Consider the following 24,483-nt stretch of genomic DNA (forward strand, 5'->3'; position numbering starts at 1 on the left):
CTGTGAACGCCTCACGATGCTTTTTTCTTCGTCATATTCTCTTTGTACTGTTCATAGTCAGTTACCATCAAAAAGTAATTCTTCGGATCATGCCGGTATTCAAGTTGCGGGATCAAAATTAGAATGATCACAACGGCAACGATACCGACAATGCCAAGGAACTTCATTAAGACGGTGAAGAATGGCCATACCGTGTCCCAGTCGAACATCCCCAGATAACCGCCAAACTTCGACAATCCGATCCACGTGGCAATCAGTGCTGCGCCAAAGACCTGAATCAAACCGCTCAAGAATGGCAGAATCATAGCCGCCTTGGCGCCGGAACGCCGGTTGGCAAAAACCCCGAATGCGGCATTATCAAAGAAAAGCGGGATAAAGCCGGCAATGATAATCGTGGGTGAATGGAACAGCAGCAATGCCCCGATTGCCAAAAACTGCCCCAGTGCACCAAACAGAAAGCCGATGGTCACCGCATTGGGCTCACCAAACGCAAACGTAGCCGCAACGTCGATCCCCGGAACCGAACCAGGCAATAACCGGTCGGAAATACCGGTGAAACTTTCCGTCAGTTCACCAACGAATGTCCTCACCCCGAGCTGCAAAATTGTCAGGTTGACGGCAAAGCCTAGCGATGTCGTCATAATGTAAAACAGAAAACTGCCATTCGGTGCCAATCCCGAAGCACCTTTTGTCGCGGCAAAGACGCCATTGAAGTATGGGCGTCCGAGAATCAACATGATGATCCCAAAGAAGAACAGCATCAGAATTCCGGTCGCTACCATATTTTCATTAAAAATCTTGAGAAAGCCTGGCAATTCAATGTCTTCTAAGCGCCGAGCTTTTTTCTGCGCCTTGACTTCATGTGCTTTGAACTTATCGGCCAACCAAGATACGAATGCAATACCGAACATTTGTTGATGGGCAACCGCAAAGCCGCCGCCATCGGTCAAATCCTGGGTATACCGCACTGTCATATTAGACCCGACAGCCCAGTAAAGTCCCAGCACAACGCCCATGACCACTAACACTTCAATCCGTCCCATCTGCGGAAAACAGAAGAGCAGAATCCAAAAGGCTGTGGCAGCTTGTTGTACCTGAACGTTACCGGTAGTGAAAACCGCCCGCAATTTTGTCCATTTTTGGAAGCGGACCAGTAAAATATTGAAGACAAAGGCAAACAGCAACAGCAGCATGACATCGCCAAAGGTTCGCCCAAACGTTTTTTCCAAGCCTTCCGTCACCGCATTTTGCCCAAAATACGGATCAATGACAGTCGCAGTTAAGTTAAATCGATCTTTTAAGCCTGTCAGGATCGGGCGAAAACTATTGACCAAGCCGCCTGATCCGACCATCAGGATCATGTAACCGATCACCGCTTTGAGAAAACCGGCGATTGATTCATACAACGGCTTGCGTTCCAAAATGTACCCAAGTAAGACAATGAACCCAATCATGTAGGCCGGCTGCGTTAGAATATTTGCCGCAAAGTAGTCCCATACACTGACTAGAAAATCTAAAAATGGCTGCATGAATTGATACCTTTCCCCTTCAACTTTCTGCGTCAACGATCACCTTGAAGTCATCAACGCTTTCGACGGCCAATAGTCGATCAATCAGTCCTTCTGTCATCAACATGTCAGAAAGATCACCGATGTTTTGTAAATGTTGGTTCGGTTCTTTTGCCGCTAATGTAAAGAACAGCTGTGCTTGCTTCTCCGGATCGTCCGGGTCAAAGATGACAGGTTCCGGGAACTTGGCAAACCCAATCGCCGTCCCCAACACATTGGTACTTTCCGCCATGGCATGCGGCATCGCCACACCAGGTACAATCACAATGTAAGGTCCATTCTTCTCAACATTTCCGATGATCTCATTTACATATCCCGGCAAAATATACTGATGTTCAATCAACTTGTTTGCTGCCTGACGCAATGCATCTCGCCAATCGGTTGCCGGTTCCGGGCGAATATCAACTAAATCCTTTTCCCAAAAGTCTTTCAGTAACATGCTAAAACCCCACCTCACACGATTTATAAAAATGCTGGAAACGGCGTATCGTTTGGCACCGAGAACGTATCATGGAAGCCCCGGTCATACATGAATTCCATCCGATCCTTGTCGTCCGGGAACGTAAATTCGCCGCCAACCTGCCAGATAAATGGCTTGAATTGATACTGCAGACGGTCCTTCCGCATCTGCCACAGGGCCTCAATTTCCTTTGGATCGGCCATGAAATTCGTCCAGATGTCATAGTGAACCGGAATCACGACCTTGGTTTTCAACGATTCTGCCATCCGTAAAATATCAATCGAGGTCACTTTATCGGTAATGCCGCGCGGGTTCTCCCCATAAGCACCCAAGGCAACATCAACGTGATTTTCATTGCCATGTTTGGCAAATAGGTTTGAGTAATGCGAGTCTGCCGCATGATAGAGATTGCCGCCGGTTGTTTCAAACAAATAGTTAACGGCAATTTGATTCATATCTTGCGGCATTTTGCCTGCCAACTTCACATTCGGATCATCCTCAGTGATTAATGCTGTCCGGTCAAAACCCTCCAACACTTTGACCTTCGTCTTGCCAATCGTCACAACATCGCCAGGCCGGACAACGACGGTTTTTTCGGTTGGGACACCCCATCCCTGCCAGATTTCGCAGACCTTCTCCGGACCATAAAACTTAGCATTCGGGCAATTGGCATTCACTGCCGCGGCAGTATTGATGTCCAAATGGTCACTATGAATATGGCTCACAAACAGGGCATCCACATCCTTCATCGCAAAAGGATCAATCACAAACGGCTGATTACGCAGATTTGGCTGCATCTGCTGCACACCACTCATTCGCATCATCTGATGGCCTTTGCGCATCATGCCGCTGCCATGCGTCTGCTTACCTGTGCCGCACCACAGGTCAACCAAAATATTCGTGTCTTCAGCAGTTTTCAACCAAATTCCCGTGCAACCCAGCCACCACATCGAAAATGTGCCCGATTTCACATGTTTCGCCGCAATTTCCTCATTTAACCAAGTCCCCCATTCCGGAAACGTGCTCAGAATCCATTTTTCGCGGGTGACGTTATTGATTGTCTTCTTTACCATGATGTTCCTCCTTAGCTTCTTTCCCTGACCCTGTTTCTCATGGTAAAGTCTTGTGGTTGCGCTTACAATACCGCTATATGAACGTTTCTAGGATTATATGACGCTTTATGAACTTTATATGCACTTTTTCGAATTTAAGCAGTGAAACTTTATGAATGGAATCATAATTTTCGGCAATTCAGTGCATAAAGGTTATTGCGGCATAACCAAATCAATATCAATGGCCTGCTGGTTTCTTGCTTAGGAAGTCGTATCAGTCTGTCTGTATTATTTATCACAATCAGACGAAAACACGTTAAGGGAATATAAAACCGATTAAGGCAAAAATCTACAATTACATTTAAAGTTGCACGTTAACTGTCAGATTGCAATACCTGTCTTGTTTCTTATTCATGATTTAGGAATGCTTAACAAAATGCCGCGACATCTTTTTTTGCACGCCAAAAAGCCCGAGAAATGCAATTGCGACACGGCAAACTCGAACTTTTTGTCTTCGTATAAGCAAGACAATTTTCCTATTAATCGTTATCAATATAAGCTAAATAATCTACTATAAAATGAAATCAAAATTATCGAGCCAGATTTCACCGCTGAAACCCCGTCCATGTCTTGACAGAAGCCACCTCAGGGAATAAGCTTTTTGCTATTAAGAATAAATGAGAAGAAATTGTTTTTAAAATGTGAAAAAATTGGGTATTTTGGACATTTCTTTTAAGTCTCATTTTTCTTAATACAAAATCTAAGGGGGACGGGCGTACATGAATAAAAATTCGACGACCGAAATGAAGCGACATTACAAGATGTATAAAGCAGGCTCCAAATGGATGACTGCTGCGATCATTACTTTTGGTACGAGTTTGATTGTCTTGGGCGGCACCGCCACCCAGTCCGTTGCCGCCGATACAACGACAACGCCGACAGAAAAGACGAGTCAAACGGCTCAGTCAACTAGTACGCAGGCCCAACCTGCCGCGCAAACGACGACCAGCCAGGCAACAGCCAGCGCTGCTTCTAGCAACGCGACTCAAACTACAACGGCAAACAATGCCAAAAGTAGCGCAGCTCAGACACAGGCAACACCTGCCCAAAACACGCAGAGCAGCGCTAGTCAGCCGCAAACTACGTCCCAGCAAGCCTCATCTGCGACAGCGAAAACAACCGCACCGGCGTCTGGCGCAACCACGCAAACAAACACCAGCAGCACGGCCAGCCAAACGGCAACAAGTACAGCAACAACGACCACTAGCCAAGCAAGCGCCGCGGCAACCGCAACCAGCACGACTACAGCTGACAATCAGAATCAAGCCAGTTCTGCCGCCACAACCGATCCCGGGCCAGCTAACCAAGATACCCTGACCAAAGGCAACGTCAAAGGGCTATGGGATGAAGGCTACCAAGGCCAGGGCATGGTCGTGGCCGTCATTGACTCCGGGGTGCAACCGCATGCCGATTTGCGTCTCAGTGACGACAGCACCGCTACGCTGACCAAAGAAAAAGCCGAAGCAGCCATCGCCAAACTAGGCTATGGCACCTACGTCAACAGCAAAATTCCATTTGCCTACGATTATGTTAACAACGACAGTGTGAACACTGGGACCACGGTTGCCGGCTCGACCCACGGCGAACACGTTGCCGGGATCATCGCCGCCAACGGCACCACCGCAGACGGCGCAACCGGCAAGGAAAAGGCGTCTACTTACGTCAAAGGCGTCGCGCCAGAAGCCCAAATTCTCGCTATGCAGGTCATCGACGAATTCCCTGATGAAAATGCCAACGATATTTCCCGGGCGATTCGTGATGCGGTGGCACTCGGAGCGAACGCCATTCAAATGTCCTTGGGCATCGGTGTTACCGAGCAGGATTTAACCGATGAAGAGCAGGCAGCGGTTCAGTATGCCACGGAGCACGGCGTTTTCGTCTCGATTTCCGCTGGTAACAACGCCATCGCCGGCAGTATCATCGGTTCCAAAACGCCGAACGATATCTCCACCGCCTATGCGCCTAAAAACGACTCGACGATTGGCGATCCCGGTGCCGCTGCGTCAGCCATGACGGTCGCAGCAGAAACCAGCGCAACTGGCGCGGATTCCCAGATGGACGGCTTTTCATCTTGGGGTCCGATGGCCGATTACACCTTAAAGCCAGACATTTCCGCGCCTGGCGATAACGTCACGTCTACCGCGATCGACCCCACCACTAACACGCAAACATATGCCGTCGAATCCGGCACGTCCATGGCCGGCCCGTTCAATGCTGGTGCGGCGTTGCTCGTTATGCAAAAAATCAAAGCAACCCAACCTGACTTAACCGGGGCCGATCTCGTCAAGGCCGTCAAGTTAGCCCTCATGAACGCGGCGGAACCGATGAAAGATGTCAATTATCCGGACACCTACATTTCCCCGCGGCGCCAAGGAGCTGGCCAAATCGATGTCGCCAAAGCCGGCGATTTGACGGTCAGCGCTGAAGGCACCAACGACGCCGGTTCGGTTTCACTCGGTAAAGTCGGCAAAACTACGACATTCACTGTGACCCTGACGAACCACGGCAAAACCGCACAAAACTACACGGTTGATACCAATGGTGGCCCGCTCACCCAGGTTCGCGATGCAAGTAACGGCAACACCGTCCATGACGAAATCCTTGTCGGAGCAACCGTCAACACCGATACCGCCAACTTCACTTTAGCGGCTGGCGAAACCAAGCAAGTCACCTTCAAGCTCTCCCTCGATGATTCGGTTGCGGCCAATCAACTGGTAGAAGGCTATCTCACCTTTAAAGCAACCGATGCCGCGCAAACGATCAGCGTTCCATATCTCGGCTACTATGGTGATCTCACCGATGAGCAGGTCATCGACGCCCCGGCAAACAGCGGCGAATCCATTTTCAATGGCGGCTATCTGGTGGATAACAACAACAATCCACTTGGGGTTACCGATGCCGCATCGCTCAGCAATCTGGTCAACACCGACACGACTGGCAAGTACACATGGACGCTGGTACCCACGTACGTCGACAACAAGAAAGTTTCATTCTCACCCAACGGCGACGGCGCCAGCGACACGGTTTTCCCATACGTCTTCTCTAAACAAAACCTAAAGTCAGTCACCATCCAGATCCTCGACGCTCAAGGCCATGTTGTTCGGGTCCTGGACAAGGAAAACAACACCTCCAAGTCCTACTTGCAAAATGGCAACAGCTTCAACTCCGATCTCGGCTTAAGTACCGACATGCGCCTCGATCCAAACGCCTTCACTTGGGATGGCAAGGTTTACGATCAGGCAACCGGCAAATACGTCACCGCACCCGATGGCAAGTACACGTACCGGCTGGTGACCGAGCAATACAACACAGGCGCCCAACAGAATCAGGATTATGACTTACCGGTCACTGTCGACACCGTTGCGCCGACGTTAACCGGCCTAAGCTATCAAGACGGCCGCGTCACCGTCCATTACGATGATCAAGGCGCCGGTTTCACCAAGTTCAGCGATCTGGCACTGAAAATCGGCAACAAAGCATACGGCGTCAACTTAAACAACAACGGCCAAAATAACGACGGCACCTTAAACTTTGAACTAACCGCCGCCCAAAAAGCCGCACTGGAAAATAGTGACGGCAGCCTGACCCTGACGTTAACCGATGTCGCCGGTAATAAAACCAGCGCCACCCTGCAAGCAACCGCCGGCACGCATCAAACCGATACCACAACGCCAACAAGTGACGTCGCACCACAGTTCACATGGAAAGTCGGCGATGGCCCGCACAACTTCTGGCGTTCTGAAGGCTTCGTTCAAGCGGTTTCCGACCAAACCAGCTTTACCGCTTACGCTCAGGTACCGGCGGGCGTAGACTGGATCGTCTATGCCACGGATGCACAAACCGGCAAAGTCTTCCCAGGCACGGTCGACACCAAAACCGGGACTGTCACCTTCAACTTGACCGAATCCGCGCCATATGGAGACTTTATCGGCACCGTCCTTTCACCGACCGCAGACTTCGGAACCTATGAAGAAGCCGGTCGTGCAGACGGTGATGAAATGATTGTCTTTTTGGATGCTAACGGCACTGCCGGCTACGGTCACTTCAGCCAGAAGAACGTGCACGTCGTCGTTCCGTTGCAAGACAATGCCAAGGCTGCGGCCAACGCGACCAAGACCAGTGGTGCGCCAGTACTAGGGGGCCGCGCCTTTTCCCAAATCACGACGCATGCCCAGCCAACTGCCGGTCTGAAGTTTGATAAATTCAACGACAACTCCTTCACACTGGTTGGCGCTGACCAAGTCGCCGATATCTACAACGCGCAAACCGGCCAGCTAACCATTACCGGCCACGTTGACAACCCGGCTGGTAAAACGTTGACCGTCACGGATGCCACCGAACCGGCCAAAACCGTCACAATCGGCGCAGATGGCAAGTTCAGCTTCACCGTGCCATTCAAAGCCGCCGAACAGCAATCAGTTGGCTACCGGCTGACCGAACCAGCCACGGATGGCTCGAAATCAACCAAAACTGCTTACGGCGAGCTGCAGATCTACCTCGACACCATCTTCCCGACACTCGACCTACCACAAGCCGACACGTTGAAAGTCGATGATCAAGGCAATTACGACATCACCACAACCAGTGACACGTTCACGGTTTCCGGCACGGTCAACGACAACATCAACGGCTACCGGCTTTACACCAATGGCGATAACGTTGTCCACCAAAAGAATCTGGCTGGCTTCAACAACCATCTTGATCCGCTATCGACAACCTCTAACCCGTATGGTGCCGCTGACTTCAACCAGACTTACACCCTCAAAGACGGCGATAACTACTTCACAGTGACAGCCGTCGATATGGTTGGCAATAAAGTCACCAAGGTCTTCCATGTCGTTAAGGTTAAAACGCCAACACCAACGCCTGGTGATAATGACAACAACGGTAATAACTCGGGTAACGGCAACTCGAACCAGCAAGGCATCGGTGGCAATCAGGGTGGCAATGCTGGCAATCAAGGCAACAACGGTGGCACTCAAGGCGGTAACGGCAGCGGCCAAAACCCGGCTACCGGCAACGGCACACCGACGACGCCAACAACCGGCACAGGCTCCAACGGCGGTAACGGCAACAACGGTCAGCAGGGTCCAAAGTTAGTGACGCTTGACAACAAGCTTAAGGACCAAACCAAGACGCCTGCTGCCAAGAATGGCACGACAGCCAACGCCACCAAACAAGCTGCAACCGGCAAAACCATGCCACAAGCCGGTGAAGCCCAGAGCCCGTTAGCTGTATTCGGACTCGCCATCGTCAGCATCTTTAGTTTCATGGGCTTTGCATCCCGGAAGAAACGCGTCTAGACTAAAGTCAACTTGGAACAATAGTTGATGATCAAGGGAGATGAGCACATGCAGCCAGTGACCATTACGAATCTTGATCGGCTCTTAACCGCCTTGATTCAAGCACGTCAACGCGGCGAAGTGCAACAAACCGTGGTTGAACGCGTGCCTAGCGAACCAGGTGCCGACCATATCTTCGGCATCCGCACAGACCAAGGTGAATTCAAGCCGCTCATCCGCTTTCGGTTTGATCAGAAACTGCCTGACAACTATGCGGAGGCTCTTAAGCAGCATGGGTATCGGCTTGAGGTTTTGCATGGGAAGCACTAGGTATGAACCTAGTTGATGGCAGATTCTCAGTCTGACAATCCTGGGTATAACGACTATGTATATAAAGAAGCAGGTATTGTTACCGGCATTTCACTGCCGGTACGATACCTGTTTTTCGATGCTTCAGTTCAGCATTTTTAGTTGTTGCTCCGCCCCACTGTACCGTTTAACTGATCAGCGGTAATCTCATGGTTGCCATCAACCCACACGCCTAGCCAGGTAGGTCTCGATGACTAGGCGAAAAAAATAGCCGCTACCCCTAGCCCGGGAAGCGGCTACTGTGCTATCATGTTGATTTTTTTGATCAAATTAACCTTACCATAGCCAACGCTTTTGGCGCAAGCTCTATACCCTCGCAGAAGTTCAAACGCATTTAAAAAGGCCGTGATGCTTGCAGTCAATCACGGCCTGGTGACGGAACATCGAACTTTGACTTACTCATTTTTACATGAAGATGATTACTTTGCAATTATACTGTATCAAGATTTTTCACTAACGTTACACCTGCCATCAGCTAACACGCCTCACCCCATCTGTGCCAGCGCCTGATCAAGATCCTCAATAAGATCCCGCACGCTCTCCACGCCAATCGCCAGTCGAATAAGTTGCGGCGAAAGCCCACTTGCCTTGCGTGCAGAAACCGGCAACTCGGCGTGAGTCATTGTCCAAGGCAATTCTGCCAAACTGGCAACCGATCCTAGCGAAACTGCCAGTGTAAATAATTTCAGCTGATTCACAAAGCGATCGGCATCAACGTTATCGGCCAATTCAAACGACAAAACGCCCCCTGCTCCGTTGAGTTCTTCCTGTGCTATCTGATAATTCGGATCCTGTTTCAAGCCAGGATAATGAACGCTTGAAACCAGCGGCGATGCCTCCAGGTGTTCGGCAATTGCCAGCGCATTTTGCTGTTCCCGATCCATGCGCAAACTAAGGGTTTCGATCCCGCGCCGGACCAAGTTAGCCGCTTCAGGCGCCAATGTTGGTCCCAATGCGTTCTGCAAATAGCCGACTTGTTGGCTCAACGCCGGTGTTCTGGTCACCACCAAGCCTGCCAAAACGTCGCTATGCCCACCTAAATATTTAGTGGCACTGTGAATCACGATGTCCGCACCCAGGTTCAGCGGCTGCTGCAGATAAGGCGTTAAAAAGGTATTATCCACAATCGTCAAAAGGCCATGCTCCTTAGCCAACGCGCTGACTTTTTTAACGCTCGTCACCTTTAGCAGCGGATTCGACAGCGTTTCAAAATAAATCGCGCGGGTATTCGGCTGAATGGCCCCTTTAATCGCATCCAGATCACGCGTATCCACCGTCGTAAACGACAAGCCATGCTTGGTAAAATAATCGTTCAACAGACGATAAGTCCCGCCGTAAACCGAATCGCCAATGATAATATGATCATCGCGGTCAAAAATCGAAAACACGGTTGAGATCGCCGCTAACCCACTTGAAAACGCAAACCCGGCATCGCCATCTTCTAAATAAGCAATTTCCTTTTCCAGATATTCACGGGTCGGATTGCCGCTTCGGGTATAATCCCAGCGCACCTTAGCGTCTGCCTGCGGATAAGCAAAGGTGGTACTTTGATAAATCGGCGGCACAACTGCTCCGGTTTGGTTATCGCCAACGGGTATGCCATGGACAAGCTTGGTATTAAAATCTGTCATCGAGATCCTCCTGACTACAAAAAACGATATCAATTTCAAGAACGGCGACTACTTAGTCGTAACGTCCCCGCCAAAATATTTCTCGGAAAGTTTCTTAAGCGTGCCATCCGCGCGTAAATCGTGAATCGCCTGATTAACCGCTTTACGAAGCTTAGGCGTTTTCTTCGTCAACAAAGCCGACACTTCATCTGGCTTCTGTTGAGAATCGGGGACTGCTCTAAACTTCAACCCTTTAGTGCTATTGCTCTTAACAAACGAATACCATGCGGCAGTGGAGTTGATCGTCGCGTCCGCCCGATTCTGACGCAAAAGGCCCAGTGTTGTCGCAAAGTCACCTGACGGAAGGATCTTAGCGGCACCCAACTTCTTGGCCAAGACTTCATTACTCGTGCCGGTTCCTTCCACAACCGTCTTTCCCTTAATATCCGCCAACTTTGTAATCGTGCCGGCTTTTGCCGTGGGCGTAATCAACGCATAACGCGAATAAATATACGGCGTTGAAAAATCATAAACCTTCTCCCGTTCCGGTGTCTTGGTGATGTTGTTCAACACAACATCAAACTTGTTCGCCCCCAAACCAGCAATCAGCGAATCCCATTTAGTCGGCACAAACTTCACTTTAACCCCAAGTTTCTTGGCAATATCGCGGCTAAGATCGACTTCAAAACCCGCAAGCTCGCCATTCTTTCGATACGAAAACGGCGCATAAGTCCCTTCAAGCCCCACCGTTAACGTCTTATGATCCAAAAGCTCCTGCTTAACGTTACTCGTGCTACTGGAAGCTTGCTGACTGCTGGTCTTCTGGCAGCCGACCAAAACCAAAAACAAGCCCGCCAAAATAATGAAAAGATGAACCACCCGCTGCGTCCGTTTCATGAAAATCTCCTCCTATAGCGTATTGCGACAACACCATCATCAACCAAACAAAAACGCGGCCTATGTTATCCTTGCCGATCACTCGACAAGGACGACCATAAGCCGCGTTACCACCTTGATTAGACAAAATGTCTCACTCCGGATACATCAAAATCAATATCCTTACTTGTTAACGAAAGTTTCCGTTGCCGTCTTACCAACGTTCGACCGCAATCACACCCACAATACCAAGACCATATTCATCGCCAACTTCACATTGTCTTCCACCAACTGACAATTCTCTGCGTTTCGGTTAGACGATTACTCATCTTGTCATGAAATATTAATTTAATTGTCAGCTTACGCGCAAATTTGGGTTTGTCAAGTAGAATGTCGCAACGGGTAAATGTTGACAATTCGGGGTTGAAGAATCCGCACAAAAGTTTTTTCTAAAAAACGCGTTTTCTCACACAAGAGGACGCGTTTTAGAATATTTACCTATTTCCCAAGGAGGAGGAAACTTACTTCAACGGTTCCCATTTCCATTCTTCGACTTCCGGCAGATCGGTCCCGGCTTCACGAATGAAGTCGTGGTGCTTCTGCAGGAGATCATCCATTTCCTGCATCAGATGAGCGCCTTTTTCCGTGAAGTCCGGCACATCCAGGACAGCTTCCTTGACTAAGTGGAAGCGATCTAGGTCGTTCCGTACCCGCATATCAAATGGGGTCGTGATGTCGCCTTCTTCACGATAGCCGTGAACATGCAGGTTGTGGTTATGACGATCGAAGAAGATGTCTTTGATCAGGTCGTCATAGCCGTGATAAGCGAAGATGACCGGTTTGTCTTTGGTGAAGTACATATCGAATTCATCATCGGACAAGCCACGCGGATCGTCTTTCTTCAGCTTAAGCAGATCAACGACATTGATGAAGCGAATCTTGAGGTCTGGCAAGGCCTTGTGCAGGATGGAGATGGCGGCCAAGCTTTCCAGCGTTGGTTCCGAACCGGCAGCCGCAATAACCAGATCCGGCTCAGCGCCTTGGTCGGTGCTGGCCCAATCGATGATGCCGAGGCCTTTTTCAACCAGATCCTTGGCTTCAGTATCCGTAAACCACTGCGGACGCGGATGCTTGCTGGAAACGATCAGGTTAATCAGTTGTTTGGAATCAACGGCCTTGTCGAAGACCCGCACCAATGTGTTGGCATCGGCTGGCAGATAAGCGCGGATGTACTTGGTCTTCTTTTCTGCCAAGTGGCTGATGACGCCAGGATCCTGATGGGAATAACCGTTGTGATCCTGCTGGAACGCCGTGGAAGAAGCGATGACGTTCAAAGATGGCACATCAGCACGCCAGTCGGCTTCTTCATGGGCATTGCGTAACCACTTGAAGTGCTGGGTGAGCATGGAATCAACCACGCGCAGGAAGGATTCGTAGCTGGCAAAGAAGCCATAACGGCCGGTCAGGGTATAAGCCTCTAACATACCTTCGTCCATGTGTTCGGAAAGCATTGAATCAATGATTCGGCCATGTGACGCCAACAGGGCATCATATGGCGGGTCGGTCGGTTCCATCCATTGCCGTTTCGTGGCTTCAAAGACTTTATTCAACCGATTGGACAAGGTTTCATCCGGTCCAAAGCCGCGGAAATTCTTGTTCTTATCATTGAGCTTGATCAGGTCACGAATGTAGGCACCGAGCACCATCATGTCTTGACCTTCGATGGCGCCATGATCCTTGTTATCCAAGGCGTAATCAGATGGGTTTGGCTTCTCCAGATGCTTGGCCAGCTGACCACCATTCGTCACCGGATTCATCGCCATACGTTTGTCACCCTTAGGAATGATCGCCTTAATGTCAGCTTTAAGGGTGCCATCGTCATTAAACAATTCTTCTGGATGGTAGGACTTCAACCAGTCAACGAGTTGATCGGCATGTTGCATATCGCCTTGGTCCACCGGAATTGGAATCTGATGGGCACGGAAGGAGCCTTCAATGGGTTCGCCGTCCCATTCTTTCGGACCGGTCCAGCCTTTAGGAGCGCGGAAGACTAACATTGGCCATGCCGGACGACTTTCATCATCGTTGTCCTTAGCGTTCTTCCGAATCGCCTGGATCTCTTCGATGATCTTGTCCATTTCGGCTGCCATAAGCACATGCATCTTGGCCGGATCTTTGCCTTCGACAAAATGCGGATCCCAACCCAAGCCTTTGAAGTAATCTTCCAACTCTTCATGGGATTCACGCGACAAAACGGTTGGGTTGGCAATCTTGAAACCATTCAGGTTCAAGATCGGCAGCACCGTTCCATCGGTTACTGGATTGAGAAACTTATTGACTTGCCAAGAAGTTGCCAACGGACCGGTTTCCGACTCGCCATCACCCACGACAACCGCCGCAATCAAACCAGGGTTGTCCAGCACCGCACCGGCTCCATGAAGAATGGAGTAACCCAGCTCGCCGCCTTCGTGAATGGAGCCCGGTGTCTTGGGATCGGCATGTGACGCAACGCCGCCAGGGAATGAAAACTGTTTGAACAGCCGTTGTAAGCCCTGCGCGTTCTGTTCAATCTTTGGATACAGTTCCGAATAACTGCCATCCAAATAGGAGTTAGAGACCATCACCTGGCCGCCATGACCCGGGCCTTCAATGTAAAACATGTTCAGATTGTACTTGTTAATGACCCGATTCAAATGGGCGTAAATAAAGTTTTGACCCGAAATCGTTCCCCAGTGACCAATCGGATGCACTTTAACATCTGACGCCTTCAATGGCCGCTTCAACAGCGGGTTGTCTTTCAAGTAAAGCTGACCGACCGACAGGTAGTTAGCCGCCCGCCAATACTTATCGACTTCAGCCAGATAGTCTTTCGACGAATAGTCGGTGGTTTTTTCAATTGTTTGGTCCATAATTGGCAATCTCCTTTGCTAAACTTTGCGTTTGTTTGCATAGCAATAATACCACACAAGCAAAATTTTGAAACCCCTTTCAAAATTATTTTTAAGAATGACGATAAGGACACCGCCATTAACATTCTTAAACAATGACCTTTACACCGTGTTTTTCCATTGCCGAGATAGTCTCAGTGTTGAGACCTTTGTCAGACAAAATGACGTCGTAATCACTTATCGAAGCTGTTCTAAAGGGATTCATCTTAGTGAACTTCGAATGATCTGCCAGCAACACCTTTTTATGGCAATGCTGCATCATCTTTTTGTCCACCTCAATTTCAGAAAAATAATGATTTGTCACGCCACGACTGATGCTTACACCACCAGAACCAAAAAAGCCAATGTCGCAGAAGACACTGTCGATATTGGCAAGCGTCAAGGGGCCAGACAGTGAACCTTCAATACGACGAAGCCCTCCGCCGAGCAAGACCAGCTGAACCGACTCTGCATATCGTAGTTCCAGCAGAACATTAATTGATGTCGTGATAACAACGACATTCTTAAACTCATGTTCCTTGATTTCCTGAGCCACCAGTGCAGCAGTTGTGCCATTGCCTAAGAATACAGAATCACCCTCAGAAATGAGTTTGACAGCATTCCGGGCGATTGAGAGCTTTTCTTGGAAGTTCTCTTTGCGCCTCTGGTCATAAATCGTTTCATTTACGGGTTTATTCAGAACAGCCCCACCACGGATCACTTGTAGTTTCCCTTGGTTCCCTAGCTCGGCGATGTCTTTCCTAAGCGTTTCGCGCGAAACAGATAAGTCTTTCGCTAACTCAGAGATACGCACGCTTCCGTTACTGTTCAATTGTTTTAAAATACTTTGCTGCCGTTCAATATAATTCACCAAGATCGCCTCCAAATGTTGATTTAACTTGTCTAAGCACGCCCCAAAGTATAAGGCAATATTAACATTCCTAAACCTCGTTCGATACTTGATAAATCAAGGCATCGCGCCATTAATTTGCAAATTATGGCAAATATTCAAGTAGCAAAATATTGCAAAGTTAAAAACCTCGTGCTATAGTCCTTCTTGAAAACGGTTGCAAAAAGATGGAGGCTTATATCATGTTAAACAATGCAGTTAGAAGCAAGGAAATTACGTCGAAGTCCTACAGGTTATTGAAGCCTGGAGATATTGAAGAGGTTATGTTAAAACACGAACTAAAGCCTGGATTTGTCAATATTCAGCCACTAATGGCAAGCGTTTGCCATGCGGATGATCGCTACTTTGCTGGTAAAAGACGCCCAGAGGCATTGGCTAAAAAGCTACCTATGGCTTTGTTGCACGAGGGCATTGGGACAATTAAAGAAACAATGAGCGACAAATTCCAAAAAGGGCAGCGAGTTGTAATTGTCCCAAATGTTCCTGGTTATATGTTACGAGGGGAAAAAAAGAAAGATACAATCCCTGACAATTACAGTGTCGACTCAGTCTTTTTAAGTAGTGGTTATGACGGAATTGCGCAAAGTGACTTAGTGCAGCCGGATCGTGCGGTTGTCCCTCTCCCAGACAACATTCCAGATGAAATTGCAATTTTAACTGAGGTCAGCACCGTGGGGTATCACGCAACTAGTCATGTTGCGGATGCATTAGCAAAGCCAGACTGCCGTGTCGCGTTATTTGGTGATGGACCTGTTGGCTACATGGCAGCGGCCGTTTTGCATTACATTCGCGGCATTGATAAAGAACACCTGACTGTGTTCGGTGCAGTTCCTGACCGACTAAATGAATTTGACTTTGCTAACAAAGAATTGGTTACAGAGTATGATTTCGACCATGCTGGTGAACAATTTGATGTGATCTTCGAAGCAACGGGCGGAAACTTTAGCTCAAGTGCCATTAATGAAGGCATTAAAGTCATCAAACGAACAGGTAAATTTGTCTTAATGGGCGTTAGCGAAGATCTGGTTCCAATTGATACCCGAGATATTTTGGAAAAGGGTTTGACGTTCTATGGAACTAGCCGTTCGACAACACCTGACTTTGAAGAAGTCGTTAAAGCCATGAGTCAAAGTCAAGCATATCAAGACACGCTTCGTAAACTCTTGCCTAAAAAAGAAACGATTATCAGAAGCGCGTCCGATTTAAATAAAGCATTTGAGGCAATTGTTGCAAGTAAGGCTTGGTACAAAGCCGTTCTGAAATTTGAATGGTAACTGCTATATCTCAACTATGAACGGTGATGATTCTATGAAAGAAGGAAGTTGAAAATATGGTAGGTTTTGTCATTGCAACTCACGGAAAATTAGCGTCAGGGTTTCTGGACGCAGTGAAGTTAATTATTGGGGAACAAGAGAACATTGGCGAAATTGGTTTGTTCGAAGGCAATGATGTTTCCGAATTTGGATTGAAGCTGGAAAAATTGATCCGACAAGAAGATGAAGGTGACGGTGTCATTGTGTTCACTGATCTTTTTGCCGCTAGTCCGTACAATCAAGCAGCACTTTGCGCAAGTAGAATCAAGAATGTCAAAATCCAGCTGATCACAGGGGTCAATTTGCCGATGATTATTGAAGCAATCAATGCACGAATGATGGGGCAAAATATTGAACAGATCACGAATGCTGCATTTGAAACCGCTAAAGTTGGTATCAAAAACTTTTGGGATGAACTAAATGCACACAATTCGCACACAAAACATTAAGGGGGGAATTATCATGTCACAGATCGTATTAGCACGTGTTGATGATCGCTTAATTCACGGCCAGGTCATGACTGCTTGGTTGCAGTATACGGAGGGTAATCACATTGTCATTATCGATGATGCCACAGCAAAGGATGATTTTCTAAAAAGCATTATGTCCATGTCAGTACCTCAAGGAATCAAATTAGATGTCTTAAGCGTTGCCGAAGGACCAGATTTCCTAAAGGAGGAACACGGTAACGATAAGCTACTTTTACTAGCAAAAACTCCCAAAGCTTTCCTCGATTTGGTAAATGCAGGCGTCAAAATTGACAAAGTTGTTATTGGCGGTATGGGTGCAAATCCTCAAAGAAAAAAGTTTTATAAAAATATTTCCGCTTCAGACGACGAAAAAGCTATTATGCAAAAGCTAATTGATGCAGGCGTTGACGTCAAAATTCAAATTGTACCCAGCGATGGAGCAACTGATGTTAAAAACTTGTTGAAGTAAAAATGGAGGAATAGAGATATGACAATTCATCTCTGGCAAGCATTCCTGATTGGGGTTGTTTACTACCTTGGTCAGATGGGGACGCCTTGGGTTTCCCTAGCAGGCACTCACACTATCATGCGTCCCTTGGTAAACGGAGCTTTAGTTGGCTTGATTCTGGGCGATCCGGTTAAAGGAACAATCTACGGTGCCGCTATTCAGCTGCCTTTTCTAGCTTGGATTGGTGCCGGTGGTGCTGTCCCTATGGATACGGCATTAGCTGGTACGTTGGGTACCGCCCTTGGCATGGCATCCAACGTTTCCCCATCAGTCGCAATTACACTAGCCGTACCCATCAGCCTTGTTGGGACCATGATATGGGTTCTTCATATGACGGTGGATATTACTTTTGTTCACATGGCAGACAAGGCAGCAGAAGAAGGAAATTTGAAACGAATTGACTTCTTGCATGTATGGCCGCCTCAGATAACTATGTTTCTTTTTTCCGTCATTCCCGCTATGCTGGCAGCATATTTCGGTGCAGGACCGGTCAAACAGGTTATTGGTGGATTAGCTGGTACACCACTGCATGTATTAACAGTTATCGGTGGTATTTTACCTGCTCTAGGGATCGCGATGAACTTACATGCAATGAGCAGCAAAGGAACTATTGTGTTCTTTCTTTTGGGATTCATGGTTGCCGTTTACTCAAAACTCGCAATTTTGCCAATCGCTATCTTTGCAGCAATCATCGCCTATATTTACACCCAGTTATTCCTGAAACGAGGTGAACAAGCATGAGTGAAGAAGACAAAAAAGAACAACTCGAAGAAAAAGAACTCCCCTCGGAAAAAAAGCCTAATGCAAAAAGATTAAGCAAGCGTGACGTGGTTAAGGCTTTTTGGCGGTGGACATTCTTCTCACACGCCAATTACAACTACGAACGTTTACAAGCTACTGGGGTGATTCATGCCCTTTCACCTATCTTTAAGAAATTATACGGCGATGATGAAGCAGAAATGAAAGCTGCTTTGTTACGACACATGCAATTCTTCAACACCGAACCACACTTTGGCGGCTCCATTCTTGGCGTTACCATTGCGATGGAAGAGCAAAAAGCAAATGGTGCACCGATTACTGATGAAACCATCAACGGACTGAAAACTGGTTTGATGGGCCCTTTGGCTGGGATAGGTGATACTCTATGGCAAGGTACTTTAATTCCAATTTTGCTTTCATTTACTATTAGTTTTGCGGCAAAAGGAAATATTTTAATGGGACCTGTTCTTTTTGCTGTTTTGCACTTAGCGATTATCTGGTCCATCGGGTATCTTGCTTGGATGCAAGGCTATAACTTAGGTAAAGAAGGAATAGCGAAGATCTTACAGGGATCATTATTACCGACAGTGATGACCTATGCGCAAACATTAGGACCCATTGTCATTGGTGCACTGTCAGCAACCTTCGTTAAGATCTCCACTCCGGCGAAATTGCACTTGGGTAAAACCGTTATGAAGGTTCAAACCGGGATACTTGATAAACTGGTTCTCGGTTTACTCCCTATGGCTGTCACCCTACTCACCTACTATCTTTTGCGAAAAAAGTTCAAACCCACTACGGTATTATTAATACTTGTCGGAATCGGTGTCGTTGGCGGTTTATTCTGGATTATTTAGGATTAACCAGAATTATTCGGGGGAAAAGAAAATGTCAATTGAAATTGCGCCTTCAATATTAAGTGCTAACTTTTCAAATTTAATGCAGGATATCGATAAAGTTAAAGATTCTGGCATTCATATGCTTCATGTTGACGTAATGGACGGTCACTTTGTTCCCAACATTACTTTCGGTTCAAAGATGATTGCAGATCTCCACAAATCAACATCATTAAAGCTTGATTGCCATTTGATGATTGACAATCCCGATAAGTTTGCACCAGAATTTGCAAGAGCTGGTGGCGACGTCATCATGGTGCATTTAGAAGCATCAGTGCATATCTATCGTGTTCTTCAGGAAATTAAGAATTTTGGAGCAAAAGCTGGACTGGTTTTGAATCCAGGAACACCGGTTGACGCTGCAAGGGAAGTGTTGCCACTTGTGGACCAAGTACTAATTATGACTGTTAACCCCGGATTCGGCGGGCAAAAGTTTATTCCTCAAATGGTCAATAAGGTTCAAGAATTGGCTGAGTTACGAGATAATTTAGGCTTGAAATTCAACATTGAAGTAGATGGGGGTATTAACGATATAACCATTAAGGATTGTGCGGCAGCCGGTGCTAATATTTTCGTTGCTGGTTCCTACGTCTTTGACGCTAGTGATCCAATATCACAAGTCAATAAATTGTTAACAGCCGTCGGTCAGTAAACAGTGGCTTGGGATAACAAAAACTTATCAAGGGACTTTGCCGTATGACGTACATGGAGGTGATTTTGTTATTTTTGACACATCAATGGTCATTCCATCGTTGATAAATGGTCGTGATCTCAACTATGCATTGCGCGTGCCCTCAAAGGTTATTTTGCTATCTGGGGTTTCGATTGGAAATTTGAGAGAATTTGTCTATGCTATCCATGAACATCAAAAACAGGCAGTGGCGCATATCGATATCTTAGGCGGCTTTAAATCGGATGATATCGGCATGCATTTGCTGAAAAACTTGTATAAATTAGATGGTATTTTAAGTGCTAATGTTCGAGCACTTAGTCAAGGAAAACATTGGGGAATGACAACGATCTATCGGCTTCCCTTAATTGATTCACTTTCTTTGGCAAAGGCAAACGATTTTTTAAAAAATTCTGACAGTTATGATGCTGTTCAAGTTTTGCCAGCCGTTGGTGCGATTGCTGAAGTTAAACGCATTAAACAAATGGTTACACACAAGCCGTTAATCGCAAGTGGCTTGTTAGAAACTCGTAACCAAGTTAAATTAGCGTTTTCGTCAGGCTATCAACTTATTGCAACTAGCCAGAAAGATTTGTGGTAACCACGAGCATCATCAGCGGCAGAAAAAGCTGACTAACAAAGACCTGTTGATGCGATTGATGAAACCATGTACCATCGATAGTTAAAACTAAAGATCTGCATAGAGCAACGTAAGGAGACGCTCAAGAATTCCTGTTTCAGGAGTTTTTGGGCGTTTTTGTAATGAAAGGACAAGGAAAACGATTATGAGCAAATTTAGGAGAATGAATCAAATATTCGCAGCAGATGGCAGAGCAGTTGTTGCTGCGTTAGATGGCTTTGCTTTTTCAATGACCACATCAGGTATTGACGACACGAGTTTACAAATTGACCAATTAGTTGATGCCGGTTTAGATACTGCCTTAGTCACGTACGGTCAAGCTAAGACTTATGAACATGAACTGTCTAAGGTAACAACTGTACTTCGTGTGGATGCAAATACTGAAATTTACGATTCATCAGTGCCTAACACACAACTCTTTTTCGATATTAAAGATGCGCTTAAACTCGGCGCATCAGGAGTCGTCTGTATGACATTTCCTGGTGCCTCAAAAAGAGAAGCTGATTCTCATCACATGCTGACCAAACTGGCGCATCAGTCAGCAAAGTGGAAAGTGCCAGTCATTGCAGAAGCTTTGCCGTTTGGCTATCCAGTTACTTCCCCAAAGTCAAATGATCCATATTATATTGCAACTGCCGTTCGACTGAGCGCAGAACTTGGTGCTGACATTATTAAGACACGATTTACAGGTACTGAAGAAGATGCCCTGATCACAGGAAGTACCAGTCAGCCTGTTCTAGCTTTAGGCGGTCCAAAGACTGACACACTAACTTACTTCAAGTTTGTCCAACATTGTATTGAGATCGGTGCCCGAGGTGTAGCTGTCGGTCGAAATATCACTCAGAGTCAGAGCCCAGTTGGAATAGTAGCTGGCTTGAATGCAATAGTTCATAACAATGCTGATGCAAACACGGCTTTCGAGATATTTAAAAACTACGAAAAAAAGAACAAAAAGGAAGGCTAAAATTATGGCAACTATGAATGCAGCAATTTTCAACGATATTGAACAGTTAGATGTTGAAAGAATCAATAAACCTAATATCAAAGAAGACGAGGTCCTCGTAGAGATTAAGGCGTGTGCCCTTTGTACGTGGGAACAACGAGTTTATACAGGTGTCAACAAAGTTCACTTTCCATTTATTGGCGGTCATGAAGAAGCAGGAATTATCATTGATGTTGGGAAAAAAGTTGACACCGATTTATGGCAAATCGGAAACCGGGTTGTTGTTGGCCTGCTGACTTCTTGCGGCTACTGCGATAATTGCCGGACAGGCCACGAAGGAAGTTGCACCCAGTTCTCTTACGAAAATCATGTTGGCGGTTTAAACATTCGCGGTATGGGCGGGCTCGCAGAGTACTTAGCCGTTCCGGTGACTAAACTCTTTAAAATTGGTGATCAATTAACCTACGAAGAAGCGGCACTTACCGAGCCGTTGTCTTGTGTCGTTCATAGCGTAGATACGGCAAAGGTTGAATTGGGTAATGATGTAGTGGTTATTGGTGCAGGCATTATGGGCATATTCCATGCGATGCTTGCACGAGAGCGCGGTGCGCGTGTTATTGTCAGCGAACCTGATGGAAATCGGCAAAAATTTTTGAAACAGCTTGGGTTTCACGAAATAATCAATCCTAAACATCTGGACCCAGTTAACGCAATTAATACATTAACAAACGGAAAAGGTGCAGACGTTGTATTCGACACCCTGCCTATTTCGCCAGTTGCCGAACAGGCCGTATCAATGGCTGCTATTGATGGGCGAGTTATTCTATACAGCTCTTTTCATCCAGACATGCCAATTTCTATTAGTCCTCACACCCTTCATCGGCGAATGACAAAGTTAATGGGCAGCGCAAACTCAGATTCTGGCGATTTTCTTAAAGCTATGAAGTTGCTAAATAACGGAAGTGTTGATGTAAAGCCATTGATCGCGGGTACCGTGCCTTTGTCCGAAATCGATAAAGGTATGCAATGGGCGCTTAAGCCAGAAACTTATCGTGTCATTGTTGAGTTAAACCGAAATGATGACAAATAGATACATTTCGAAGAGACAACCAAAAACCATAGTGATATGAAATACCCCGCAATCGTAGTCAATGCTCAACTGCGATCGCGGAGTATTTTTCGGCTTTAATACAAGTTTTTCACCGATTCAATCGCATATCTCAAATGCTTCGGATCGTTGAATAAGAATCTAACTTCCAGCCTTTTTCCAAAAATTTTTTAAGCGGACAACGAACGCAGAGCTTAAAGTTTTACGGCATGGCTCTTTGACTTAGCATTATTCTGCCCGTAATATGCGTTTTTCCCGTGCTTACGATAATAGTGCTTATCCAGCAGATACTGAGGAACATGAACATCCGCATGTGTTAACGTCAGGGCATGATAATCGATATCGGCAACTACCTCGAGAACTTTTGCGTTGTAAACTGCTTTTTCTGGTGTTGCGCCCCAACTAAACGGGCCGTGCTGACTAACAATGACTGCAGGAACGGCGTTATGATCAATTCCCCTGTCCTTGAAAGTCTTAACAATTACCTTGCCTGTGTTTTCTTCGTAAGCTTCCTCAATCTCTTGTTTAGTTAATGCTTCAGAGACTGGAACATCACCATAGAAAGTGTCGGCAGCCGTCGTATTTAGATTCGGCACATCCATATGAGCTGAGGCAAATGCAACTGCCCAAGGTGAATGGGTATGAACAATGCCGCCAATGTCTGGAAATTCGTTATACAATACCGTGTGGGTTGGCGTATCACTAGAAGGGTTTAAATCACCTTCCACTACTTCCCCTTGAAGGTTAACCACCACCATATCGTCTGGCGTAAGATCTTCATAGGCAACACCTGATGGTTTAATAACGAATAGGCCTTTTTCTCGGTCAATTCCAGATACATTTCCCCAGGTAAAAGTAACCAATCCTAATTTAGGTAGCTGCATATTGGCATCGTAAACCTGTTTCTTTAAAGATTCTAACATTTTAAAATCTCTTCCTTCCTATAGTGGCGCTTCCAGCATCAGTGATTTTGTTAATCGATATCTTGATTGATCTTTACGACTACCTTGTTAAATTCAATTTCTTTGTTGTACATTTTCTTCAAGGTATCTCCGAGCTGATCTAGACTAATCTCATGTGAAATCATTGATTTAAAGTCCAGCCGGCCTTTGCTCATGGCATCAATGACGATATCCCATGCCCGACCAGGATATGGCATGGTGTATGACATCCATGATCCGTGAATATTCAAGCCGCCGCGCAAAACATATTGTTCAAAGACATCTTTAGGAATCGGCAAATCATCTCCTGAGATACCGATATAGACAACATTGCCGTCTCGCCGCGTAATTTCCAGGGCTTCAATTTCGGTGAACCGACTGCCTGCACAGTCCACGGCAACGTCTACCCCATGTTTGGTAATCTTTTTAACTTCTGCAATGACGTCCTGCGTCTTTCCGTTGATGGTATAATCCGCACCAAGCTTTTTCGCCAATTCAAGTTTGTCGTCAAATACATCAACAGCAATGACGTTGCTTGCGCCATAAAGTTTTGCATTCTGAATCGCAAATTGGCCGATTGATCCGGCACCAAGAATTGCAACAGTATCTCCAGCCTGAATGTGCCCGCGAGCTAATCCATATCCACTAACCGTAGCCGGTTCAATGCCAGCTGCTGTCTTCAAATCGACTGAATCAGGCAGATGCAAAACATGACCTTTGGGTACTTTAACGTATTCCGCGAATCCGCCATTGCTACCTGTCCCTATCAGGTTGTAGTGTTCGCTGAACCCATACAATCCCATTTTGGTGTAAATCGAATCCGGATTAGGCAGCAACGGCGCAATGGCAACATGATCGCCTTCCTTAAATCCTTCGATGTTGGCGCCCATTTTTTCCACTGTACCGCTAAATTCATGCCCCATAATCAACGGATACAGTCTAGCTCCATTTTCTTTTTGGCTTCTGGGTAGATCTGAACCGCAAACGCCTGAATAAGCAACTTTAATCAGAAAATCGTCATCAGAAATTTCCGGAACCGGGACATCTTTGTACTCGACGTTACCAGCACTAATCAACACAGCAGCTTTCATTGTATTAACCATGAGAATATTGCCCACCTT

General features: G+C 46.7%; 20 protein-coding genes and 1 other annotated feature. Of the genes, 11 read left to right on the forward strand and 9 right to left on the reverse strand.

The window, feature by feature from the left end; all coding sequences use genetic code 11:
* Window positions 1–11: 11 nt before the first annotated feature.
* Genes LHUE1_RS04285 through ulaG form a run of 3 tightly spaced genes read right to left on the reverse strand, consistent with a single transcriptional unit; the run spans window position 12 to window position 3,101 of the window.
* Complete coding sequence (locus tag LHUE1_RS04285; protein WP_049169332.1) at window positions 12–1,529, reverse strand: PTS ascorbate transporter subunit IIC; 1,518 nt, start codon at window positions 1,527–1,529, stop codon at window positions 12–14.
* 19 nt (window positions 1,530–1,548) lie between these two features.
* Complete coding sequence (locus tag LHUE1_RS04290) at window positions 1,549–2,007, reverse strand: PTS sugar transporter subunit IIA (protein WP_049169331.1); 459 nt, start codon at window positions 2,005–2,007, stop codon at window positions 1,549–1,551.
* 23 nt (window positions 2,008–2,030) lie between these two features.
* Entirely contained in the window at window positions 2,031–3,101 is a 1,071-nt protein-coding gene (ulaG, locus tag LHUE1_RS04295) for an L-ascorbate 6-phosphate lactonase (RefSeq protein ID WP_049169330.1), read from the reverse strand.
* Between the two features lie 758 nt (window positions 3,102–3,859).
* Here ulaG and LHUE1_RS04300 point away from each other — a divergent pair.
* Both LHUE1_RS04300 and LHUE1_RS04305 read left to right on the forward strand, forming a co-directional pair.
* Window positions 3,860–8,443, forward strand: coding sequence for a S8 family serine peptidase (locus LHUE1_RS04300; protein ID WP_049169329.1), 4,584 nt, complete (start codon window positions 3,860–3,862; stop codon window positions 8,441–8,443).
* 48 nt (window positions 8,444–8,491) lie between these two features.
* Entirely contained in the window at window positions 8,492–8,752 is a 261-nt protein-coding gene (locus tag LHUE1_RS04305) for a hypothetical protein (protein ID WP_049169326.1), read from the forward strand.
* A gap of 524 nt (window positions 8,753–9,276) precedes the next feature.
* Here LHUE1_RS04305 and LHUE1_RS04310 read toward each other — a convergent pair.
* From LHUE1_RS04310 to LHUE1_RS04325, 4 genes are all read right to left on the reverse strand, one after another.
* Window positions 9,277–10,422, reverse strand: coding sequence for a trans-sulfuration enzyme family protein (locus LHUE1_RS04310; protein ID WP_217774467.1), 1,146 nt, complete (start codon window positions 10,420–10,422; stop codon window positions 9,277–9,279).
* 48 nt (window positions 10,423–10,470) lie between these two features.
* On the reverse strand, window positions 10,471–11,298 hold the full coding sequence (locus LHUE1_RS04315) for a transporter substrate-binding domain-containing protein (protein WP_049169322.1): 828 nt from the start codon (window positions 11,296–11,298) through the stop codon (window positions 10,471–10,473).
* A gap of 84 nt (window positions 11,299–11,382) precedes the next feature.
* Window positions 11,383–11,623, reverse strand: a binding site (T-box leader).
* 175 nt (window positions 11,624–11,798) lie between these two features.
* On the reverse strand, window positions 11,799–14,186 hold the full coding sequence (locus LHUE1_RS04320; RefSeq protein ID WP_049172630.1) for a phosphoketolase family protein: 2,388 nt from the start codon (window positions 14,184–14,186) through the stop codon (window positions 11,799–11,801).
* A 127-nt stretch (window positions 14,187–14,313) separates the two neighbouring features.
* Window positions 14,314–15,075 carry a DeoR/GlpR family DNA-binding transcription regulator gene (locus LHUE1_RS04325; protein ID WP_087913057.1) on the reverse strand — a complete coding sequence of 254 codons (762 nt, stop codon included), beginning with the start codon at window positions 15,073–15,075 and terminating at the stop codon, window positions 14,314–14,316.
* A gap of 221 nt (window positions 15,076–15,296) precedes the next feature.
* Here LHUE1_RS04325 and LHUE1_RS04330 point away from each other — a divergent pair, with 221 nt between their 5' ends.
* The 9 genes from LHUE1_RS04330 (at window position 15,297) to LHUE1_RS04370 (ending at window position 22,403) form a co-directional block, all read left to right on the forward strand.
* Window positions 15,297–16,388, forward strand: a complete 1,092-nt coding sequence (locus LHUE1_RS04330; RefSeq protein ID WP_049172836.1) for a zinc-binding dehydrogenase — start codon at window positions 15,297–15,299, stop codon at window positions 16,386–16,388.
* 56 nt (window positions 16,389–16,444) lie between these two features.
* Window positions 16,445–16,876, forward strand: coding sequence for a PTS sugar transporter subunit IIA (locus tag LHUE1_RS04335; RefSeq protein WP_049172837.1), 432 nt, complete (start codon window positions 16,445–16,447; stop codon window positions 16,874–16,876).
* 13 nt (window positions 16,877–16,889) lie between these two features.
* A complete protein-coding gene (locus tag LHUE1_RS04340; RefSeq protein WP_049172839.1) occupies window positions 16,890–17,366 on the forward strand; it encodes a PTS sugar transporter subunit IIB in 477 nt (158 codons plus the stop codon).
* An 18-nt stretch (window positions 17,367–17,384) separates the two neighbouring features.
* Window positions 17,385–18,146, forward strand: coding sequence for a PTS sugar transporter subunit IIC (locus tag LHUE1_RS04345; protein ID WP_049172841.1), 762 nt, complete (start codon window positions 17,385–17,387; stop codon window positions 18,144–18,146).
* Window positions 18,143–19,021, forward strand: coding sequence for a PTS system mannose/fructose/sorbose family transporter subunit IID (locus LHUE1_RS04350; RefSeq protein WP_049172842.1), 879 nt, complete (start codon window positions 18,143–18,145; stop codon window positions 19,019–19,021). Before LHUE1_RS04345 ends, LHUE1_RS04350 begins: the two co-directional genes overlap by 4 nt.
* Before the next feature lie 31 nt (window positions 19,022–19,052).
* Entirely contained in the window at window positions 19,053–19,712 is a 660-nt protein-coding gene (gene rpe, locus LHUE1_RS04355) for a ribulose-phosphate 3-epimerase (protein WP_049172844.1), read from the forward strand.
* 37 nt (window positions 19,713–19,749) lie between these two features.
* A complete protein-coding gene (locus tag LHUE1_RS04360; protein ID WP_152902792.1) occupies window positions 19,750–20,331 on the forward strand; it encodes a glycerol-3-phosphate responsive antiterminator in 582 nt (193 codons plus the stop codon).
* A gap of 184 nt (window positions 20,332–20,515) precedes the next feature.
* Window positions 20,516–21,334: a class I fructose-bisphosphate aldolase gene (locus LHUE1_RS04365; RefSeq protein WP_049172848.1), complete on the forward strand. Its 819-nt coding sequence runs from the start codon at window positions 20,516–20,518 to the stop codon at window positions 21,332–21,334.
* 4 nt (window positions 21,335–21,338) lie between these two features.
* Window positions 21,339–22,403 (forward strand): zinc-dependent alcohol dehydrogenase, encoded by a 1,065-nt coding sequence (locus LHUE1_RS04370; protein WP_049172849.1) that lies wholly within the window; start codon window positions 21,339–21,341, stop codon window positions 22,401–22,403.
* A gap of 212 nt (window positions 22,404–22,615) precedes the next feature.
* On the opposite strand, the gene LHUE1_RS04375 is transcribed toward LHUE1_RS04370, so the two are convergent.
* Both LHUE1_RS04375 and LHUE1_RS04380 read right to left on the reverse strand, forming a co-directional pair.
* Window positions 22,616–23,344 carry an L-ribulose-5-phosphate 4-epimerase gene (locus LHUE1_RS04375; protein ID WP_049172851.1) on the reverse strand — a complete coding sequence of 243 codons (729 nt, stop codon included), beginning with the start codon at window positions 23,342–23,344 and terminating at the stop codon, window positions 22,616–22,618.
* A 50-nt stretch (window positions 23,345–23,394) separates the two neighbouring features.
* Complete coding sequence (locus tag LHUE1_RS04380; RefSeq protein ID WP_049172858.1) at window positions 23,395–24,465, reverse strand: galactitol-1-phosphate 5-dehydrogenase; 1,071 nt, start codon at window positions 24,463–24,465, stop codon at window positions 23,395–23,397.
* Window positions 24,466–24,483 lie beyond the last annotated feature (18 nt).

This window comes from Lacticaseibacillus huelsenbergensis, from assembly GCF_029726355.1.
Classification (GTDB): Bacteria; Bacillota; Bacilli; order Lactobacillales; family Lactobacillaceae; genus Lacticaseibacillus; species Lacticaseibacillus casei.

Excerpts from the sequence above, each read along its gene's own strand:
- LHUE1_RS04375 (WP_049172851.1), bottom strand. The coding sequence starts at position 23,344 with ATGTTAGAATCTTTAAAGAAACAGGTTTACGATGCCAATATGCAGCTA.
- LHUE1_RS04320 (WP_049172630.1), bottom strand. The coding sequence starts at position 14,186 with ATGGACCAAACAATTGAAAAAACCACCGACTATTCGTCGAAAGACTAT.
- LHUE1_RS04340 (WP_049172839.1), top strand. The coding sequence starts at position 16,890 with ATGTCACAGATCGTATTAGCACGTGTTGATGATCGCTTAATTCACGGC.
- LHUE1_RS04370 (WP_049172849.1), top strand. The coding sequence starts at position 21,339 with ATGGCAACTATGAATGCAGCAATTTTCAACGATATTGAACAGTTAGAT.
- rpe (WP_049172844.1), top strand. The coding sequence starts at position 19,053 with ATGTCAATTGAAATTGCGCCTTCAATATTAAGTGCTAACTTTTCAAAT.
- LHUE1_RS04365 (WP_049172848.1), top strand. The coding sequence starts at position 20,516 with ATGAGCAAATTTAGGAGAATGAATCAAATATTCGCAGCAGATGGCAGA.
- ulaG (WP_049169330.1), bottom strand. The coding sequence starts at position 3,101 with ATGGTAAAGAAGACAATCAATAACGTCACCCGCGAAAAATGGATTCTG.
- LHUE1_RS04305 (WP_049169326.1), top strand. The coding sequence starts at position 8,492 with ATGCAGCCAGTGACCATTACGAATCTTGATCGGCTCTTAACCGCCTTG.
- LHUE1_RS04310 (WP_217774467.1), bottom strand. The coding sequence starts at position 10,422 with ATGACAGATTTTAATACCAAGCTTGTCCATGGCATACCCGTTGGCGAT.
- LHUE1_RS04335 (WP_049172837.1), top strand. The coding sequence starts at position 16,445 with ATGGTAGGTTTTGTCATTGCAACTCACGGAAAATTAGCGTCAGGGTTT.
- LHUE1_RS04315 (WP_049169322.1), bottom strand. The coding sequence starts at position 11,298 with ATGAAACGGACGCAGCGGGTGGTTCATCTTTTCATTATTTTGGCGGGC.
- LHUE1_RS04380 (WP_049172858.1), bottom strand. The coding sequence starts at position 24,465 with ATGGTTAATACAATGAAAGCTGCTGTGTTGATTAGTGCTGGTAACGTC.
- LHUE1_RS04350 (WP_049172842.1), top strand. The coding sequence starts at position 18,143 with ATGAGTGAAGAAGACAAAAAAGAACAACTCGAAGAAAAAGAACTCCCC.
- LHUE1_RS04285 (WP_049169332.1), bottom strand. The coding sequence starts at position 1,529 with ATGCAGCCATTTTTAGATTTTCTAGTCAGTGTATGGGACTACTTTGCG.
- LHUE1_RS04290 (WP_049169331.1), bottom strand. The coding sequence starts at position 2,007 with ATGTTACTGAAAGACTTTTGGGAAAAGGATTTAGTTGATATTCGCCCG.
- LHUE1_RS04330 (WP_049172836.1), top strand. The coding sequence starts at position 15,297 with ATGTTAAACAATGCAGTTAGAAGCAAGGAAATTACGTCGAAGTCCTAC.
- LHUE1_RS04345 (WP_049172841.1), top strand. The coding sequence starts at position 17,385 with ATGACAATTCATCTCTGGCAAGCATTCCTGATTGGGGTTGTTTACTAC.
- LHUE1_RS04300 (WP_049169329.1), top strand. The coding sequence starts at position 3,860 with ATGAATAAAAATTCGACGACCGAAATGAAGCGACATTACAAGATGTAT.